The 18,805-nt window shown below is 60.2% G+C and carries 18 protein-coding genes; 16 read left to right on the top strand and 2 right to left on the bottom strand.

The genetic code is table 11. From position 1 onward, the window contains the following. Positions 1 to 74 precede the first annotated feature (74 nt). Both KUW67_RS11835 and KUW67_RS11830 read right to left on the bottom strand, forming a co-directional pair. Positions 75 to 305 carry a DUF2842 domain-containing protein gene (locus KUW67_RS11835; RefSeq protein WP_224825520.1) on the bottom strand — a complete coding sequence of 77 codons (231 nt, stop codon included), beginning with the start codon at positions 303 to 305 and terminating at the stop codon, positions 75 to 77. Between the two features lie 13 nt (positions 306 to 318). After that, on the bottom strand, positions 319 to 1,611 hold the full coding sequence (locus tag KUW67_RS11830; RefSeq protein WP_224825519.1) for an adenylosuccinate synthase: 1,293 nt from the start codon (positions 1,609 to 1,611) through the stop codon (positions 319 to 321). Positions 1,612 to 1,807: 196 nt separating this feature from the next. Between KUW67_RS11830 and secG the strand changes: the two genes are divergently transcribed. The 16 genes from secG to KUW67_RS11750 all read left to right on the top strand — a co-directional run bounded on the left by secG (position 1,808) and on the right by KUW67_RS11750 (position 18,758). Beyond that, on the top strand, positions 1,808 to 2,176 hold the full coding sequence (secG, locus tag KUW67_RS11825; RefSeq protein ID WP_224825518.1) for a preprotein translocase subunit SecG: 369 nt from the start codon (positions 1,808 to 1,810) through the stop codon (positions 2,174 to 2,176). A gap of 155 nt (positions 2,177 to 2,331) precedes the next feature. Then, a complete protein-coding gene (locus KUW67_RS11820) occupies positions 2,332 to 3,975 on the top strand; it encodes a CTP synthase (RefSeq protein ID WP_224825517.1) in 1,644 nt (547 codons plus the stop codon). Continuing rightward, entirely contained in the window at positions 3,972 to 4,832 is an 861-nt protein-coding gene (locus tag KUW67_RS11815; RefSeq protein WP_224825516.1) for a PhzF family phenazine biosynthesis protein, read from the top strand. The genes KUW67_RS11820 and KUW67_RS11815 overlap by 4 nt, the downstream gene beginning before the upstream one ends. Before the next feature lie 69 nt (positions 4,833 to 4,901). Beyond that, positions 4,902 to 6,758 (top strand): cation:proton antiporter, encoded by a 1,857-nt coding sequence (locus KUW67_RS11810; protein ID WP_224825515.1) that lies wholly within the window; start codon positions 4,902 to 4,904, stop codon positions 6,756 to 6,758. A 53-nt stretch (positions 6,759 to 6,811) separates the two neighbouring features. Next, a complete protein-coding gene (locus tag KUW67_RS11805) occupies positions 6,812 to 7,252 on the top strand; it encodes a TerB family tellurite resistance protein (protein ID WP_224825684.1) in 441 nt (146 codons plus the stop codon). A gap of 6 nt (positions 7,253 to 7,258) precedes the next feature. Further along, complete coding sequence (locus KUW67_RS11800; protein ID WP_224825514.1) at positions 7,259 to 7,978, top strand: phosphate/phosphite/phosphonate ABC transporter substrate-binding protein; 720 nt, start codon at positions 7,259 to 7,261, stop codon at positions 7,976 to 7,978. Between the two features lie 103 nt (positions 7,979 to 8,081). After that, entirely contained in the window at positions 8,082 to 8,855 is a 774-nt protein-coding gene (locus KUW67_RS11795) for an ABC transporter ATP-binding protein (protein WP_370634974.1), read from the top strand. Positions 8,856 to 8,877: 22 nt separating this feature from the next. Then, positions 8,878 to 9,594 (top strand): transporter substrate-binding domain-containing protein, encoded by a 717-nt coding sequence (locus KUW67_RS11790; RefSeq protein WP_224825513.1) that lies wholly within the window; start codon positions 8,878 to 8,880, stop codon positions 9,592 to 9,594. Between the two features lie 86 nt (positions 9,595 to 9,680). Beyond that, positions 9,681 to 10,559: an ABC transporter permease subunit gene (locus KUW67_RS11785; protein WP_224825682.1), complete on the top strand. Its 879-nt coding sequence runs from the start codon at positions 9,681 to 9,683 to the stop codon at positions 10,557 to 10,559. Then, entirely contained in the window at positions 10,556 to 11,392 is an 837-nt protein-coding gene (locus KUW67_RS11780) for an ABC transporter permease (RefSeq protein WP_224825512.1), read from the top strand. Before KUW67_RS11785 ends, KUW67_RS11780 begins: the two co-directional genes overlap by 4 nt. Beyond that, positions 11,392 to 12,681 (top strand): glutamine synthetase family protein, encoded by a 1,290-nt coding sequence (locus tag KUW67_RS11775; protein WP_224825511.1) that lies wholly within the window; start codon positions 11,392 to 11,394, stop codon positions 12,679 to 12,681. Before KUW67_RS11780 ends, KUW67_RS11775 begins: the two co-directional genes overlap by 1 nt. A gap of 45 nt (positions 12,682 to 12,726) precedes the next feature. Further along, on the top strand, positions 12,727 to 13,419 hold the full coding sequence (locus KUW67_RS11770) for a type 1 glutamine amidotransferase (RefSeq protein WP_224825510.1): 693 nt from the start codon (positions 12,727 to 12,729) through the stop codon (positions 13,417 to 13,419). Next, complete coding sequence (locus tag KUW67_RS11765; RefSeq protein ID WP_224825509.1) at positions 13,416 to 14,768, top strand: glutamine synthetase family protein; 1,353 nt, start codon at positions 13,416 to 13,418, stop codon at positions 14,766 to 14,768. The genes KUW67_RS11770 and KUW67_RS11765 overlap by 4 nt, the downstream gene beginning before the upstream one ends. After that, positions 14,765 to 16,054, top strand: coding sequence for an FAD-binding oxidoreductase (locus KUW67_RS11760; RefSeq protein WP_224825681.1), 1,290 nt, complete (start codon positions 14,765 to 14,767; stop codon positions 16,052 to 16,054). The genes KUW67_RS11765 and KUW67_RS11760 overlap by 4 nt, the downstream gene beginning before the upstream one ends. An 83-nt stretch (positions 16,055 to 16,137) precedes the next feature. After that, on the top strand, positions 16,138 to 17,331 hold the full coding sequence (locus KUW67_RS11755; RefSeq protein ID WP_224825508.1) for a DegT/DnrJ/EryC1/StrS aminotransferase family protein: 1,194 nt from the start codon (positions 16,138 to 16,140) through the stop codon (positions 17,329 to 17,331). A gap of 59 nt (positions 17,332 to 17,390) precedes the next feature. After that, a complete protein-coding gene (locus KUW67_RS11750) occupies positions 17,391 to 18,758 on the top strand; it encodes an aminotransferase (protein WP_224825507.1) in 1,368 nt (455 codons plus the stop codon). The last annotated feature ends 47 nt before the right edge of the window (positions 18,759 to 18,805 follow it).

Below are 18,805 nucleotides of genomic sequence, written 5' to 3'. Positions count from 1 at the left end.
CGGTAGGAGACTCTAAAAAAAGCGAAACGGCTTCTTGCGAAAGGCTTTTTAAGGCGATGGCAGCTGCGCGATGCTTACTCACGGTCCTGAGGCGCATCGGGGTCGGCTTGGCCAATGCCTTTAAAGATGAACTTGAACGGGATCGCCCAGATGATGCCAAGCGCCACGTAGACCGCGAACTCCACCCACATGGGCGGACGGCCCAGCAAGTTCATGATTGTGACAGCTGCCACGATATAGGCTGGCAATCCCAAAAGCAGGATCACCAGCGACCAGCGGCGTCGGGCTTTGTAAGACAGGCTCATGCGAGGCCTTTCGTCAGTCGGCAAATGGGTCCGTGACGAGGATCGTATCGTCACGCTCAGGTGACGTGGAAACTAGGGCGACCGGACATTGGATCAACTCTTCGATCCGGCGGATATACTTGATCGCCTGTGCGGGAAGCTCGGCCCAGCTGCGCGCGCCGGCGGTGCTTTCTTTCCAGCCTTCGATCTCTTCATAGATCGGGGTGCAGCGCGCCTGTTGGTCAGCGGCGGTCGGAAGGTAATCGACCGCTTTGCCGTCCAGCATATAGCCGGTGCAGATTCTCAGCGTTTCCAGCCCGTCGAGCACGTCGAGCTTGGTCAGCGCGATGCCGTTGACGCCGGACAGCACGCAGGTCTGGCGGACGAGGGCGGCATCAAACCAGCCACAGCGGCGGGCGCGCCCAGTGACGGTGCCTTTCTCATGGCCCACGGTCGCAAGATGTTCGCCGACCTCGTCAAAAAGCTCGCATGGGAACGGGCCTTCGCCGACGCGGGTCGTGTAGGCTTTGACGATACCGAGGACGAAATCAATCGAGCCGGGGCCCATGCCGGTGCCAGACGCGGCCATGCCCGACAGCGTCGTCGAGGAGGTCACGAAGGGATAGGTGCCGAAATCCACGTCCAGAAGTGAGCCTTGCGCGCCTTCAAAAAGGATGCGCTGACCTTTGCGGCGGCGCTCGTTCAGGACCTTCCAGACAGGGGCGGCGTAGGGCAGGATTTTCGGGGCAATCGCCATTAGATCGGCTTTCAGCTTGGCAGCGTCGACCTCATCCAGACCAAGGCCGCGGCGCAGGGCGTTGTGGTGGGTCAGCAAGCGCCCGATGCGCGCGTCCAGCGTGGCCTCATCCGCCAGATCAGCGACGCGGACCGAGCGGCGACCGACTTTATCCTCGTAGGCCGGGCCAATGCCGCGACCCGTCGTGCCAATCTTGGCAACGCTGGTCTGCTCTTCCCGCGCGCGATCCAACTCGCCGTGCACTGGCAGGATCAGAGGCGTGTTCTCGGCGATCATTAGGTTGTCGGTGGTAATCGTGACGCCCTGCCCTTCGATCTTTTCGATCTCGGCAACCAAGGCCCAGGGGTCCAGCACCACTCCATTGCCGATCACGCCCAACTTGCCTTTGCGCAGGATGCCTGAAGGCAGCAGCGAAAGCTTGTAAACTTCCCCGTCAATGACCAGCGTGTGGCCCGCGTTGTGACCGCCCTGAAAGCGCGCGATCACATCGGCCCGCTCGCTGAGCCAATCCACGATCTTGCCTTTGCCTTCGTCGCCCCATTGTGCGCCGACCACAACCACGTTTGCCATGCTGATCCCCGTTCGGTATCTGAAAAACCGACACCCCTATAGTCGTGCCGTCCGCTGGGTGAAACCGTTAATTCGCCGCAACGGCGCTGTCTGGCGCCCTCTTTGCGGAAATACTCTCGCCGTAGGCATCGCCCACCTTGCGGGCACGCGCAAAGCTGTCTACATAGCCGCCAACGCTGAAAGCATCAGGTCTTCCATGGAAAACGTCGTTCTTGTCGTCCACCTTCTTCTTGCTCTCGCCTTGATTGGCGTGGTGCTGCTGCAACGCTCCGAAGGGGGTGGCCTTGGTATGGGCGGCGGCGGTGGCGGTGGCGTCATGTCCGGTCGCTCGGCTGCAACAGCACTTGGGAAAGTCACGTGGATTCTGGCGGTTGCGTTCATCTGCACGTCGATTGCCTTGACGATTATCGCGGCGCAGAACTCGGCTGGCACGTCTGTTGTCGACCGCCTGGGCGTTCAGATCGACGGCGGTGGCGATGAGGATGCGGCTCCTGTGCCGGATGGCGAAAGCCTGTTGCCGCCGTCGGTCGATGACAATGCACCACTGGTTCCGTCTGCCGACTAAAACCACTAGCTGTCGCGGCGTCACTGCTCATAGCAACATCATCTAGAGGATTAGTTGCCTTTCCGGGCCGAATCCTCTATATCTCAAATCCCGTGATACAGGGCGCTGTGACGGGCTGTTTCCAGACAATTTGACGACTTCAGGGGGCTCGCTGCATGGCGCGATTCATCTTTATTACGGGCGGTGTTGTGTCCTCTTTGGGCAAAGGGCTGGCCTCAGCAGCGCTGGGCGCTTTGCTCCAGGCGCGCGGCTTTAGCGTCCGTTTGCGCAAGCTTGATCCTTATCTGAATGTTGATCCCGGAACGATGTCGCCCTTTGAGCATGGCGAGGTGTTTGTCACCGATGACGGGGCGGAAACAGACCTCGATCTGGGCCATTATGAACGCTTCACCGGTGTAGCTGCGCGGCAGACGGATTCGGTGTCTTCGGGGCGGATTTATTCGACGGTTCTCGAAAAAGAGCGACGCGGCGACTATCTGGGCAAGACCATTCAGGTGATCCCTCATGTGACGAACGAAATCAAAGACTTCATCGGCATCGGCGAGGATGAGGTCGATTTCATGCTCTGTGAGATCGGCGGCACCGTGGGCGATATCGAAGGCCTGCCGTTCTTCGAGGCGATCCGCCAGTTCAGCCAAGACAAGCCGCGCGGGCAGTGCATTTTCATGCATTTGACGTTGCTGCCCTATATCGCGGCCAGCGGTGAGTTGAAGACCAAGCCGACACAGCACTCGGTCAAGGAACTGCGCTCAATCGGCATCGCTCCAGACGTGTTGGTCTGCCGGTCGGAAGGACCAATTCCGGCGAAAGAGCGCGAAAAGCTGGCGCTGTTTTGCAATGTTCGGCCTGATTCCGTGATCGCGGCGCAGGACCTCAAGTCGATCTATGAAGCACCATTGGCCTACCACCGCGAGGGGCTGGATCAGGCGGTTCTGGATGCGTTCAACATTAGCCCTGCGCCCAAGCCGGACCTGGCGCGTTGGGAAGATGTGGCCGACCGCGTCTATAATCCCGAAGGTGAGGTGAAGGTCGCCATCGTCGGCAAATACACCCAACTTGAAGACGCCTATAAGTCGATTGCCGAGGCGCTGACCCATGGTGGGATGGCCAACCGTGTGAAGGTCAAGATCGAGTGGGTCGATGCCGAGTTGTTCGATCGCGAAGATGCCGCCCCCCACCTCGAAGGCTTCCACGCAATCCTTGTTCCCGGCGGCTTTGGCGAGCGCGGGACTGAGGGCAAGATCAAAGCTGCGCAATTCGCGCGCGAGCGGAAAATTCCTTATCTGGGCATTTGTCTGGGCATGCAGATGGCCGTGATTGAGGCTGCCCGGAATGCCGCGAAACTCACCGATGCGGGATCGGAAGAATTTGACCACGAGGCGGGCAAAAAGCGGTTCACGCCTGTCGTTTATCACCTGAAGGAATGGGTGCAGGGCAACCATAAGGTCGAGCGCAAAGTCGGTGACGACAAGGGAGGAACGATGCGGCTTGGCGCTTATGATGCAGCGCTCAAAGAAGGCTCGAAAGTGGCCAAAGTCTACGGCGCGACTGCGATTGAGGAGCGGCACCGCCACCGCTATGAGGTTGATATCAAATACAAAGATCAGCTTGAGGAACAAGGTTTGATCTTCTCTGGCATGTCGCCCGATGGGCGTTTGCCCGAGATTGTGGAGTGGAAAGACCACCCGTGGTTCATCGGCGTTCAGTTCCATCCAGAGCTAAAATCCAAACCATTCGCACCGCACCCGCTGTTTCGCGATTTCGTGCGCGCGGCTGTCGAAACTTCGCGCCTCGTATGAGGCTGCGCTTTCACACCTATGATGTGTTCACGGACACGCCCTTTGCGGGCAACCCGCTGGCGATTGTCGAAGGTGCGGATGGTCTGAACACCGCGCAAATGCAGACCATGGCGCGGGAGTTCAATCTGTCAGAGACGATCTTCGTGATGGCTCCGCAGGACGCCGCGCATACCGCAAAGGTCCGGATTTTCTTTCCGACGGCAGAGATTCCCTTCGCTGGACATCCAACGATTGGCTGCGCGTTGCACCTCGCGCAGGGACGCGATTGCGAGATCACTTTGGAAGAGGAAGCAGGGCTTGTCCCGGTAACGATCCAAAACAACGAGGCAGAGTTCACAGCCCCCGTCACGCCCTTTGCCCGTCCGATCGCCCCCGATGTCAGCCTGACCTGCGCCGCACTCGACCTTGGCACGCTCGACCTGGCTGGCGACGCGCCGATTGCGGTGCATGAAGGCGGCCCGGCGTTTCTTTATGTGCCGGTGGCGGGCTTGTCCGCGCTGGAGCGCGCCCGCCCGATGGAGCCGCACTGGACCCAACTCATGACCGCTTGCGGCGTCGACAGCGCTTATATCTACGCACCTCACAAGGACGGCTACCGTGCGCGTATGTTTTCGCCCACGGCAGGCATTCCAGAGGACCCCGCAACCGGGTCAGCCAGCGCCATCTTGGCATCGCAACTCATGACCTCGGGCATCTTGCAAAACGGCGAAACGGTCATCGCGCTGGCCCAAGGGGTCGAGATGGGGCGACCGTCGCAGATCCGCATGACGGCGACCGTCGCTGACGGCGCATTACAATCCGTGCGCATCGCTGGCCGCGCTGTGCCGATTTCCCAAGGCGAGATTACGGTCCCCTAGGCGCCCACCCTTGCATTTAGATCGGTTCGGCTCTTTGCTGGGGGCATCCCTGAATAAGGCGTTGAGACAATGACCGATTTCCTGCTTCTGGCCTTTATTTTCCTGATCGCAGGGGTCGCGGCAGTGCCGATTGCGGCGCGGCTGGGTCTGGGCTCGGTTCTGGGATATCTGATCGCGGGCATCCTGATCAGCCCGTTATTGACGATCCTGAATGTCGATGTGATCTCCATCCAGCATTTCGCGGAGTTTGGCGTCGTGATGATGCTGTTTCTGGTGGGGCTAGAATTGCAGCCCAAGATGCTTTGGGCAATGCGCGCGCAGCTTGCAGGGCTTGGCGGTGGGCAGGTTGTTCTGACAACACTTGTGGTGATGGGCGCGGCCATGGCGCTTGGTCTGCCTTGGATGATTGGCCTGACGATAGGTCTGATCATGTCGCTTTCTTCGACCGCGATTGTGTTGCAAAGCCTTCAGGAAAAGGGCCTGATGAAATGCGACGGCGGGCGGGCGAGCTTTTCGGTGCTGCTTTCGCAAGACATTGCCGTGATCCCGATGCTCGCGCTGATCCCGCTTCTGGCCATGCCAGAGCTGGTGGGCCATGGCAGTGAGGCCCATGGTGACGACGCCACGCACGCGCAGATGAGCCTTGTCGCCGGGCTGAACGGTTGGCAAACGGCGCTGGTGAACCTTGGCGCGATTGGCGCTGTCGTTCTGGGTGGTGGGCTGCTGAGCCAGCCGATTTTCCGCTATATCGCCGCCGCACAGCTGCGCGAGCTCTTCACGGCAACGGCGCTGATGATGGTGATCGGTATCGCGTTGCTGATGTCGCTGGTGGGCCTGTCGCCCGCGCTTGGCACCTTCCTCGGAGGTGTGGTTCTGGCCAACAGCCCCTACCGGCACGAGCTGGAATCCGACATTGATCCGTTCAAAGGCCTTCTGCTGGGGCTGTTCTTCATGACGGTCGGGGCAAGCATTAACTTCGCCCTTCTGGCAGCAAATGCGTTGTCCATCATCGGACTGACCCTCGGCTTGGTTGCGGCCAAGACAGGCGTACTGTTGCTGCTGGGTTGGATTTTCAAAGTCAGAGGCGCGAATAACTGGCTGATGGCGCTTGGCCTCGCCCAGGCCGGGGAGTTTGCGTTTGTGCTGCTCTCCTTCTCGGTGACGAATGCGGTGTTGCCTCAAGATCTGGCTGACCGCCTGCTTTTGATCGTGGCCCTGTCGATGCTGCTGACGCCTGCACTATTCATCCTCTATGACCGCGTGATCGCGCCGCGCTATGCCACGTCTGACGACCGTGACGCCGACGACATTGACGAGCAAAACCACATCATCATCGCCGGGCATGGCCGCGTGGGTGGCATCGTGGCACGCATGTTACGCGCGGCAGGTCATACGCCCACAGTGATCGACCACAGCGCCAAGCAACTGGAAGTGCTAAGTAAATTTGGCCTGCGCGCTTATTACGGCGACGCCACCCGACCTGATCTTCTGAATGCGGCGGGGATCGCAGAGGCCAAGCTCTTTGTCATTGCCATCGACGATCCCGCCCAAACCCTTGAGCTGGTCAAATACATGCAGCGCAACTACCCGCAGGTGCATGTGATCGCCCGCGCCTACGCCCGCGATCATGTCTATGATCTATGGGCCGCAGGCTGCCGCGATGTGATCCGCGAGACATATGACAGCTCTCTCCGTATGGGCCGGTCAGCATTTGAAGCGCTAGGAGCAAGCCGCGAGAATGCCGATGCGGTGACCGACGCCTTTGACGTGATGGATCGCAAATCCATCATTGTCTTGGCCGAGCATCACGACCCCGAAAATCCCGGCGCAGCGAATGACACCTACGTCCGACAGGTTCGCGAAAAGAGTGTCATCTGGGAAGCCGAGCTGAACGCGCAAATCAATGAAATCCTCAAGCGCGCGTGAGCGTCGGGCGATGCCCTCTTTCCTGAGCCGTGCCAACGCCCTATATCCCGATCATGTTTGCTGACTTTCTAAAGCGCCTGACCGCGCCCGAACCCGCCCCCCTTCCCGATGAAGATGCCCGTCTGGCGCTGACGGCTTTGCTGGTGCGCATTGCGCGCGCTGATGGCGATTACGCTGCGGACGAGGTTGATCGGATCGACCGGATCATCACCACGCGCTACGGGCTTTCCCCATTCGAGGCGACCAAGCTGCGCAGTGATGCAGAAGCGCTGGAAGCCGAGGCCCCCGATACCGTCCGTTTCACCCGCGCGATCAAGGATGTGGTCGCCTATGAGGACCGCATTCAGGTGATCGAAGCGCTCTGGAGCGTCGTGCTGGCAGACGGTGTCCGCGAGGATGAGGAAAACGCGTTACTGCGGCTGGCAGCCAGCCTGCTGGGCGTCAATGACCGGGATAGCGCTTTGGCGCGCCAGCGGGTCGAGGCGCAAAGCTAACCTGCGATGATCGCCTCCCTTCCGATGTATGACCGCCCCGCCTTGCGCGCGGCCAATAACCGGTTTTGGTCAGCGCTTGATCTGGGGCTGGAACGCACCAACCCGGACGATCTCTGGGCGCATTGGCACGATCCAACGTTGCTTTTCAGCCAGACCTGCGGGCTGCCCTATGCGCTGGGCTTGCACAAACACCTGACTTTGCTGGGAGCGCCTGATTTCGGTCTGCCCGACTGCCCGCCGGGGCATTACAACTCGGTGCTGCTCACCCGCGGCGATGACACGCGGTCCGCGATTGCAGCCTTTTCCGACGCGCCCGTGGCCTTCAACCAAAGCCATTCACAATCGGGCTGGGGAGCGTTTTACGCCTATGCGGCAGCGCGCGGCGTGACGTTCTCAAACCTGATCGGGACCGGCGGTCATACGGCCTCGGTCCAGGCGCTTCTGGAAGGCCGGGTCGATCTGGCTTGCATCGACGCGCATACGTTCCGGCTGATCTGCCGCGATACGCCCGAGGCCAAAACCTTGCGAATGCTCGACCGCACGCCGCCCACCCCCGGCACGCCCTACGTCACCGCCCTGCCCGACCGCGCCGATGATCTGCGCGCCAAGCTGCGCGCCGCCATCGTCGGTCTCAGCGACGAAGACCGCGCCACCCTCTGCCTGCACGGTCTGGTCGATATCAGCCATAAGGCCTATCTCGCACTGCCAATTCCGCCCGATCCATAGGCAAATGCCTCTTTTCCCCTAGGTCACTTTGCATAGAGTCATTGCATTTGCGCTATTTTTCAGCCCAACTGCCCGCTGACCCATAACAAAGCTGCCAAACCACGTGTCCACCGCTCCTGTCATCGAGATCAAGAACCTGCACAAAGCCTACGGCGCGCTGGAGGTCATCAAAGGTGTCGATATCGTAGCACCGAAAGGTCAGGTCATTTCGCTGATCGGCTCGTCGGGCTCGGGCAAATCCACGATCTTGCGCTGCGCCAACCTGTTGGAAGACAGCCAGCAAGGGGATATCCTCTTTGAAGGCGAGCCTGTGACGTGGAAAGGCACCGGTCACCGCCGTCATCCTGCCGACCGCGCCCAGGTCACGCGCATCCGCACGAACCTGTCGATGGTGTTCCAGCAGTTCAATCTGTGGGCGCATATGTCGATCCTGCAAAACGTTATGGAAGCACCAGTCACCGTGCTAGGCCAGGACAAGGCCGAAGTGGAACAGCGCGCGCGCATGTTCCTCGACAAGGTCGGCATCGGCGATAAATGCGACGTCTACCCGGCGCAATTGTCTGGCGGCCAACAGCAACGCGCCGCCATCGCGCGTGCGCTCTGCATGGAACCGCGCGCGCTTTTGTTTGACGAACCCACCTCAGCTCTCGACCCAGAGCTGGAGCAAGAAGTTGTCCGCGTGATCAAGGACCTGGCCGCCGAAGGGCGCACCATGCTGATCGTCACGCATGACATGAAACTGGCCCATGATGTGAGCGACCATGTGGTCTTCCTCCATCAAGGTCGGATCGAAGAAGAGGGGCCGCCGGAGACGCTTTTCGGCACCCCTAAATCAGATCGCCTGCGCGGGTTTCTTTCCGCAACCTCGCACGCGTAAACCACCTCTAAGGGAGACACCAATGAAACACCTGATCCTCACCACCGCCGCCCTTGCGCTGACCGCTGGCATGGCCATGGCCGACACCGTCCGCATGGGCACCGAGGGCGCCTATGCGCCCTACAACTTCATCAACGATGCTGGCGAAGTCGACGGGTTCGAGCGCGAGTTGGGCGACGAGCTGTGCACCCGCGCCGAACTGACCTGCGAATGGGTCACCAACGAATGGGATTCGATCATCCCCAACCTGGTGGGTGGCAACTACGACACGATCATCGCGGGCATGTCGATCACCGACGAGCGTGACGAGGTCATCGACTTCACCGATCCCTACACCCAGCCCGATCCGTCGTCTTACGTAGCAATGTCGGAGGACGTGGACCTTGAGGGCGGTGTGATCGCAGCCCAGACCGGCACCATTCAGGCCAGCCATGTCGCCTCCATGGGCGCAACCCTGGTCGAATTCGCCACACCGGACGAGACCATCGCCGCTGTGAAAAACGGCGAAGCGGACGCGGTTCTGGCGGACAAAGGCTTTCTTGAGCCGATCGCGGCCGAAGATGGCGATCTGATGATCATCGGCGAAGACGTGCTTCTGGGCGGCGGCATCGGCCTTGGCATCCGCGAAAGCGACACCGAACTGAAAGAGAAATTCAACGCCGCGATCCAGTCGATGAAAGAGGACGGCTCGCTCAATGCGCTGATCGAAAAGTGGTTGCCCGGTTCGGCAACGTTCTAAGACAGACAACAAGGGGGGCGCAGAAATCCGCCCCCCTTCTTTTGTCCATAAATACCTAAAATCCAGACCTCTCCACGAGGCCCGCCATTTTCAGCTTTTGCACTGACCCTTCGACGCTAGAAACCGCTCAATGGTTTGCCTGCTACCTGACCAACGGGAAGCATATGGCCTTCTACGCGTCTTTCGGTACGGTCCTGCTTTTGCTGGCGATCACCGCGCCTGTCGCGCTGTCTTTCGGGTTCGCGGGGGCCTCTGCGGCGCGGTCGCGCATCGCCCCCCTGCGCTGGATCGGCAAGATCTATATCGCCATCGTGCGCGGCGTGCCAGATATTGCGTTCTTTCTATTTTTCGTCATTGCGCTGGACCAGGCATTCGAGTGGACGCGCCACCAGGTGAAATGCCCGGACTGGGACCAGCCTGTCCGCCAAGGAAACGACTTCGTTGTGTGCGCGCAGGCAAAACTCCCCCTCGGCACAGCCCCGCAATGGGTCCATGAAAGCTATGGCTTCAGCCTTGCCGTGCTGACCTTCGCCATCGTTTTCGGGGCCTTCGCGGCCAATGTCCTGTTCGGGGCCATGCGCGCCGTTCCGCGTCCGCAACTGGAAACGGCAGAAGCCTATGGCATGACCCCGCGCCAGACCTTCTGGCGCGTGCTAGTGCCGCAAATGTGGGTGTATGCGTTGCCCGGCCTCTCGAATCTGTGGATGGTGCTTATCAAGGCCACGCCGCTGCTGTTCCTGCTGGGGGTCGAAGACATCGTCTATTGGGCGCGCGAGTTGGGCGGCATGAAAACCTCTGTCTTTGAATATCCCCACCCAGACTGGCGCATCTATTATTTCCTGTTCCTGCTGGTCTTCTATCTGGCCTTCACCAAGGTTTCCGAAATCGTGTTGGAACGCCTCATGCGCCGCCTCTCGCACGGCCAGGCCACCACGGGCGGCGAAGCGATGAGGGCCGGAGCATGAGCTGTTGGCAAACCATCCAAGACTACGGACTACGCTCCATCGGCTACGGCGAACGCCTTTTGCCGCGCTCGGATTTTACCCTGTGTGAGCAATTCACCCTGATCGGATCCGGCATGCTGTGGAACGTCTATTTCGGTGCCCTCGCACTGATTTTCGGCTTCTTTCTTGCAGTGGCCATCGCCTGCGCCAAGAACGCGCGCAGCCCATGGGCGCGCCGTCCGGCAAACTGGTTCATCCTGCTTTTCCGGGGCTCTCCGCTCTTTATCCAGTTCTTTCTGGCCTATGAAACCTTTGTGCTGCTGCCCAAAGTCGGCATCGACCTCAACCTCGGCTTTGTCGAACTAACGGCCGAAACGCGCTGGCTGACGCGGGCCTGGATGGGCGCGCTGATCGTTCTGTTCCTGAACACCGCCGCCTACTCGGCCGAGATTTTCTACGGCGCGCTGCGGTCAATCCCCAAGGGCGATGTGGAAGCGGCGGACGCCTACGGCATGACTGGCTGGAAGCGCTTCCGCCGGGTGATTTTCCCCACCATGTTGCGCCTCGCCTGGCCCGCCTACACCAACGAGGCGATCTTTCTCTTTCATGCCACAACGCTGGTCTTTTTCAGCGGTTTTCCCGCATGGCAGCAACGCGGTGACGCGCTTTATTATGCCAATTACTTCGCCGATAAGACGTTTAACCCATTCATCCCCTACCCGATCCTTGCAGGCTATTTCATCCTGCTCACGTTGCTCATCATCGGCCTCTTCGGTCTGGCCAATCGCCATCTGAACCGGCATTTGCCCGGCGAACGCCCCAAGCTGCGTCTGCGCCCGCAGATCATCCGCTGATGGCCCCGCAAACGACCCGTTTCGCTGTCGTCGATCTGAACGGCCAGTTGCGCGGCAAGCGCGCAGCGGGCGCGTTTGACCCGGATAAAGACACGCTGAAAATGCCGCTGTCGGTCCTGAACCTCGACATCTTCGGTGCCGATATCGAGGACAGCCCGCTGGTGTTCGAGACTGGCGACCGGGACGGCATGCTGCGCCCCTCCTCGCGCGGGGCAGTGCCGATGCCGTGGCTGGCCACGCCCTCGATGCTGGTGCCGATGGTGATGCATACCGAAGACGGCGCACCGTTTGAGGGCGACCCGCGCCACGCGCTGGAGGCTGTGCTGGGTCGCTACGCTGCCGATGGCTTGCAGGTGATGGCCGCAACCGAGCTGGAGTTTACGCTTTTCAACGCCGATGGCGGCCCGGTGCTGAACCCACAAACGGGCAATCCAATCAAGACAGTCAACACGCTCAGCCTGCAGGAGCTGGACGCGTTCGATCAGGTCTTCACCGATCTTTATGAGGCCTGCGAGGCGATGGGCATCCCTGCGAAAGACGCGATTTCAGAGGCCGCGCCGGGGCAATTTGAGGTCACGCTGACCCATCAGGACGCCCTCAAAGCCGCCGATGACACGATGCTGTTCAAGCATATGGTCAAAGGTCTGGCGCGCAAATGGGGCATGCGGGCCAGCTTTATGGCAAAGCCCGATCCCGATCAGGCGGGCAACGGGATGCATGTGCATGTCTCCGTGCTGCGGGCGGGACGCAATATCTTCGATGATGGCGGGCCAAATGGGACCGATGCGCTGCGCCATGCGGTGGCCGGATGCCTGCGCGCGATGCGCGGGGCAACGCTGCTTTTTGCGCCGCACGCCAACAGCTACGCTCGTCTGACGCCCGGAGCGCACGCGCCCACTGGGATCGGCTGGAGCTATGAAAACCGCACCGTTGCGTTGCGCATTCCCAACGGGCCAAGTGTCGCCCGCCGGTTCGAGCATCGCGTGGCAGGCGGCGATATTAACCCCTATCTGCTGCTCACCGCGATCCTTGGGGCCGCCCATATCGGGTTGGTCAAAAAGCTCAAGGCACCTGCCCCGGTCACCGGCAACGCCTATGCGCAAAAGCTGCCGCAACTGGCCGAGGATTGGGCCAGCGCGATTGATCTTTTCGCGACCGACCCGCTGGTTGGTCAGCTTTTCCCGCCGCTCCTGATCGACATGCTCACGCGCACGAAACGTCAGGAGCTGGCAAAGTTCTCTGAGATGTCCCCGCCCGATATTCGGACGGTTCTGCTTGACCGCGTTTGACCGACGCGCTCTAGCTAGGGCCATCAACAAACCAACAGGCCACAGATGAAAATCGGCATTTTGCAATGCGGGCACACCCCCGACGCGGTTCACGCCGCCCATGGGGATTTCGACGCGCTGTTTCACCATATCTTTGAAGGTCAAGGCTTTACGTTTCAGACCTACAACGTTGTCGATATGGACTTTCCGTCCGGCCCCGACGCCGCCGATGGCTGGCTTGTTACCGGCTCGCGCCATGGTGCCTATGAGGATCACGCGTTCATTGCGCCGTTGGAGGACCTGATCCGCGCGATCCATGCTGCAAATCGCCCAATGATCGGCATCTGCTTTGGTCATCAGATCATCGCACAAGCCATGGGCGGCCAGGTCGAGAAATTCGAAGGCGGTTGGGCCATTGGGCGGCATGACTACCGCTTCGACGGTCTCGGGGAGGCCGCGCTGAATGCGTGGCATCAGGATCAGGTTGTCGCGCGACCAAAGGGCGCCAAGACCATCGCCTCCAGCCCGTTCTGCCAGAATGCCGCGCTGGTCTATGGCGACCGGATCATGACCGTGCAGCCTCATCCAGAGATCCGCAATCCTGTGGTGGCCAGCTATCTCGAGGCGTTTCGGGGGCAGGAAAAATACCCCGCCGATCTGATGGCGCAAGCCGCCGAGACGGTCGAAACACCTAATGATGAGGCCCGCGTGGCGGCAATGCTCGCGGCGTTTTTGAAAAACCGCGAGGTGCCCGCATGAGCTGGGAAGACAATCTGCCCGACGCCGCGCGACGCTATCTGGAAGGCCACCGGCTGGACGAGGTTGAATGCATCATCCCCGACCTGCCCGGCATCGCCCGTGGCAAGGCTGTGCCTGCCTCGAAATTCGCGCGCCAGTCGCAATTTTTCCTGCCCAATTCGATCTTTTTCCAAACGATCGCAGGAGGTTGGGGTGAAGCCGCAGGTGATGCTGGCTTTACCGAACCCGACATGATCCTGAAGCCTGACATGCGCACCGCCACCGCTGCGCCTTGGACGGGCGACTGGACATTGCAGGTGATTCACGACGCATTCGATCAGACAGGCGCGCCCATTCCGATGGCACCGCGCAATGTGCTGAAACGCGTCTGCCAGCTTTATGCGGACAAGGGCTGGACCCCGGTTGTGGCCCCCGAAATGGAATTCTTCCTCGTCGCCCGCAACATCGACCCGGCCCGCCCGATTGAGGCGATGATGGGCCGGTCCGGACGCCCCGCCGCTGCGCGTCAGGCTTATTCGATGAGCGCTGTCGATGAATATGGCCCCGTCATCGACGACATCTACGATTTCGCCGAAGCCCAAGGCTTCGAGATTGACGGGATCACGCAGGAAGGCGGCGCGGGCCAGGTCGAGATCAACCTGCGCCATGGCGATCCGGTGCGTCTGGCTGACGAGATTTTCTATTTCAAACGCCTGATCCGCGAGGCCGCGTTGCGCCATGATTGCTTTGCAACCTTCATGGCCAAGCCCATCGAAGGGGAGCCGGGAAGTGCGATGCACGTGCACCATTCTGTCGTGGATGCGGACGGTCGGAACATCTTCTCGAACGCCGATGGCTCCGAAACGCCCGCCTTTCAGCATTTCATTGCCGGGCTGCAGAACCATCTGCCCAGCGTGATCGCCCTGCTGGCGCCGTATGTGAACAGCTACCGGCGCTATGTAAAGGATCACGCGGCCCCGATTAACCTTGAATGGGGGCGCGACAATCGCACGACGGGCATCCGTATTCCGGTCGCCGAGCCTGAAGCACGCCGGGTTGAAAACCGTCTGGCGGGCATGGATTGCAACCCGTATCTGGGTATCGCGGCCTCGTTGGCTTGCGGTTATCTGGGCTTGACCGAGGCGCGTGCGCCCAGCCCGGAATGCACTGGCGATGCTTATGCGGGGGCCGAGGATATCCCGCGCGGGCTTTACTCTGCACTTGATCTTTTCACCGCCGCCACTGGTTTGCACGACATTCTGGGGCCAGAGTTCGCGCGAGTCTATGCCATTGTAAAGGCAGCGGAATACGAAGAGTTCTTGCAAGAAATCAGCCCTTGGGAACGCGAACATCTGCTGCTGAACGTATGAACCTGCTCTATGCCAATGACCGCGCCGGGGTCTACCCGCAGGGCAGTTGGTATACCGCCAGCACCGACCTGCCCGCCCCCCGCACGCCCGTGCGCGGCGAGACGCGCGCGCAGGTCTGCATTGTCGGTGCGGGCTATACCGGGCTGTCGGCCGCGCTACATCTGGCGCAAGCCGGGATCGACGTGATCGTGCTGGAGGCCCATCGCGCGGGGTTTGGCGCCTCGGGGCGCAATGGCGGACAGGTCGGGCTTGGTTGGAACGTGGACCAAATGGCGCTGGAGGATCGGCTTGGTGCTGACACCGCGCGGCTGCTTTGGGACATGAGCCTTGAGGCTGTGGGGCTCACGCGAGACCTCGCCGGAGAAGACTTCCGCCCCGGCCTTTTGCATACCGATTGGACTCGTTCTGACCTGCGCGACAGCCACGCGCTGGCCGCGCATATGCAGAAGGTTTATGGTAAAGAGACGATGGTTCCCTTGGACCGCAAGGCGCTTGAGGCCTACGTCCGCTCCCCGCGCTACAAAGGTGGGGTGTTCATGCCTCAGGGCGGGCATCTGCACCCGCTGCGCTATGCGTTGCGGCTGGCCGCACAAGCCGAGGCGGCGGGTGCTGTGATCTTTGAGGAAAGCCCGGTTCATCATATCAAAATCGGCCCGCAACCCATTGTTCAAACAGATAAAGGCCGGGTGATCGCTCAGGAGGTTTTGCTGGCTGGCAATGGCTATCTGGGGGGCTTGAACCGCAAGGTTGCAAGCCGCGTCATGCCGATCAACAATTACGTCGTTGCGACTGACCCTCTGCCCGATCCAGAGGCCATTTTGCCCAGCGACGTGGCCGTGGCCGACAGTAAATTCGTGGTAAATTACTTCCGCCGCACCGAAGACAATCGCCTGCTGTTCGGGGGTGGGGAAAGCTATGGTTACCGCTTCCCCGAGGATATCGCCGCAAAGGTGCGCCGCCCGTTGGAGCAGGTTTTCCCTCAGCTCAAAGGCATCCCGATCAGCCATGCATGGGGTGGCACGCTGGCAATCACCATGACCCGCCTGCCCTATTTCGCCCGGCCCGAGCCGCACTTGTGGTCCGCTTCGGGTTATTCGGGTCACGGGGTCGCGATGGCGACGTTCGCTGGGAGGGTTTTGGCGGACGCAATCGCCGGACGCATGAACCAGTGGGACGTGCTGGCGGGCCTGCCGATGATGCGCTTTCCGGGTGGACCTGCGTTCAAATCGCCGCTGCTGAAACTGGCAATGACATGGTATGCCCTGCGCGACCGGCTGGGCGTTTGAGCGGTCGCTTTTTCGTTACACATTGCGGCTACATGTCATATAATGCATGAAAACATGCCGCTAACGACAAGAAAGACGTGCAGATGAGCAAGGCCCCCGACGTCTATAGTGCTGAACCGATCCCGGACGCCGCCCGCGCCGAGATTGAGCGGCTTTTGCAAAGCGGCGATCTGTTTCGATACACTGCAGAGCAAGACGCGCCTGTCACGCTGCTGGAGCAGGAGTTCGCCCAGATGATGGGGTCGAAATATGCCTTGGCCGTGGCATCATGCTCGGCCGCTTTGTTCTTGTCGCTGAAAGCGTTGGACCTGCCGCGCGACGCGAAAGTTCTGATCCCTGCGTTCACATTCGCGGCCGTCCCATCGGCGGTTGTTCATGCCGATTGCGTACCGGTTCTGGTCGAGGTGGGAGAGAATTACCGCGTCGATCTGGACGACTTTGCCGCCAAGTTAACGGGCGATATCAAAGCGATCATCATCAGCCATATGCGCGGTCATACCTCTGATATGGACGCGATCATGGCGATGGCCGATGCGGCTGGCGTGCCGGTGATCGAGGATGCTGCGCACTCGCTCGGGACCACTTGGAACGGACGCAATATCGGGACAATCGGCGCGATCGGGTGTTTCTCGTTTCAAAGCTATAAGTTGCTGAATGCAGGCGAAGGCGGCATTCTGATCACCGATGATCCCGACCTTGCCGCGCGGGCGATCATCATGTCGGGCGCTTACGAGCATGCGTGGAAAAAGCATGGCGACATGGCGGAGCGTTGCGCCCATTGGCAGAACAAGCTGCCGCTTTATAACCAGCGCCTGTCGAACCTGTCGGCGGCGATCATTCGGCCTCAACTGGCCGAGGTGCCGCGCCGGGTGCGGGATGGGTTGTCCAATCATGACTACGTCGCCAATGCATTGAATCAATGCGACAATCTGGATGTGCCGCCGCCCTTGAAGGCCGAGGCCCGCGCGCCGGACAGCATTCAGTTCAACCTGATCGGCATGGATGACGCGCAAGCAAAAGCCTTTGCCGCGAGCGCTGCCGAGCGCGGCGTGAAGGTGCAAATCTTTGGCCTGTCGACGGACAATGCGCGGGCTTTCTGGAACTGGCAGTTTCTGGGCGATCAACCCGATCTGCCCCGCACTCGCGCGATGTTGATGCGGGCCTGCGATGTGCGTCTACCAGCACGGCTGACCAAAGACGAACTGGACGCGGTGATCGCTGCCTTGGTCGGGGCCTCCGACGCCGTTGCGGAACCTGCGCGCGCCTACGGCACTTGAGCGATTGATCCCGCAAGGGCGCGGGTCTAGCGTGAGGGCAATCGACTCATAGGTGCCCCATGAAAGACCATGCGCCCAACAGCTGGGAAGCCCGCGCGGATGCGCATTCCTTTTACGGATTTACTGACCTGCCGACGGTGCAGGATCGCGGGGCGGTCGTCCTGACCCATGGCGAAGGACCTTATGTCGTAGACGTCCATGGACGGCGATATTTGGACGCAAATTCAGGGCTTTGGAACATGGTTGCGGGGTTCGATCACCCCGGGTTGGCTGAGGCCGCGAAGGCACAATATGACCGATTCCCCGGCTATCACGCGTTCTTTGGGCGGATGTCAGATCAGACAGTGATGCTGTCTGAAAAATTGGTGGAGGTGTCGCCGTTTGAGGACGGAAAGGTGTTCTACACCAACTCCGGATCAGAGGCGAATGACACGATGGTCAAAATGCTCTGGTTTCTAAATCAAAGCGAAGGCCATCCGCAAAAGCGCAAGATCCTGACGCGGAAGAATGGCTATCACGGGGTGACTGCTGTGTCGGCCTCGATGACGGGCAAACCCTATAATTCGGTTTTTGGCCTTCCTTTTGAAGGGTTTATCCATCTGACCTGCCCGCATTACTGGCGCGAGGGGCTTGAGGGCGAAACGGAAGCCGCATTCACGCGCAGATTGGCACAAGAGCTTGAAGAAACCATTAACGCCGAAGGTGCAGACACGATTGCCGGGTTCTTTGCAGAGCCTGTAATCGGCGCAGGCGGGGTCATTCCACCACCTGAGGGCTACTTTCAGGCAATCCATAAAGTGCTGAAAAAGCACGGGATTCCGCTGATCTCGGACGAGGTGATTTGCGGGTTCGGACGCACCGGAACGAAGTGGGGCTGCGTGACGTATGACTTTGTGCCGGATGCGATTATCAGCTCGAAAAATCTGACAGCGGGATACTTTCCGATGGGGGCCGTGATTTTGGGGCCGGATTTGACGGCGCGATTGCAGGAAGCCTCGGAAAAGATTGAAGAATTCCCACATGGATTTACCGCGTCGGGGCATCCGGTGGGGGCAGCGATTGCACTGAAAGCAATTGATGTGATCTTGAACGACGGTTTGATGGAAAATGTCGTCCGTCTGACACCCAAATTCGAGGCTGGATTGGCAGAGATCGCGACGGACGCCAATATCGGTGAGGCACGTAGCAAGGGCTTTATGGGCGCGCTGGAAGCGGTGGCTGACAAGGCGACAAAAACGCCTTTTTCCAGTGACTTATCGGTCAGCGAGCGGATCGCGAATACATGCACGGATCACGGGCTGATCTGTCGTCCGCTGGGGCAATCCATCGTGCTTTGTCCGCCTTTCATCATGACCGATGCGCAGATGGATGAGATGTTCGAGAAGCTGCAAAAGGCGCTCAAACAGGTGTTTTCCGAGGTCGCCTGACAGCCTGTCTGGTTCGGGTATGGTTTGCGTATGGCTCGGGTATGGCA

This window comes from Cognatishimia sp. MH4019, from assembly GCF_020177595.1.
In the GTDB taxonomy this organism is placed as follows: Bacteria; Pseudomonadota; Alphaproteobacteria; order Rhodobacterales; family Rhodobacteraceae; genus JAHTBL01.
This window is presented reverse-complemented; position numbering and strand designations above follow the sequence as displayed.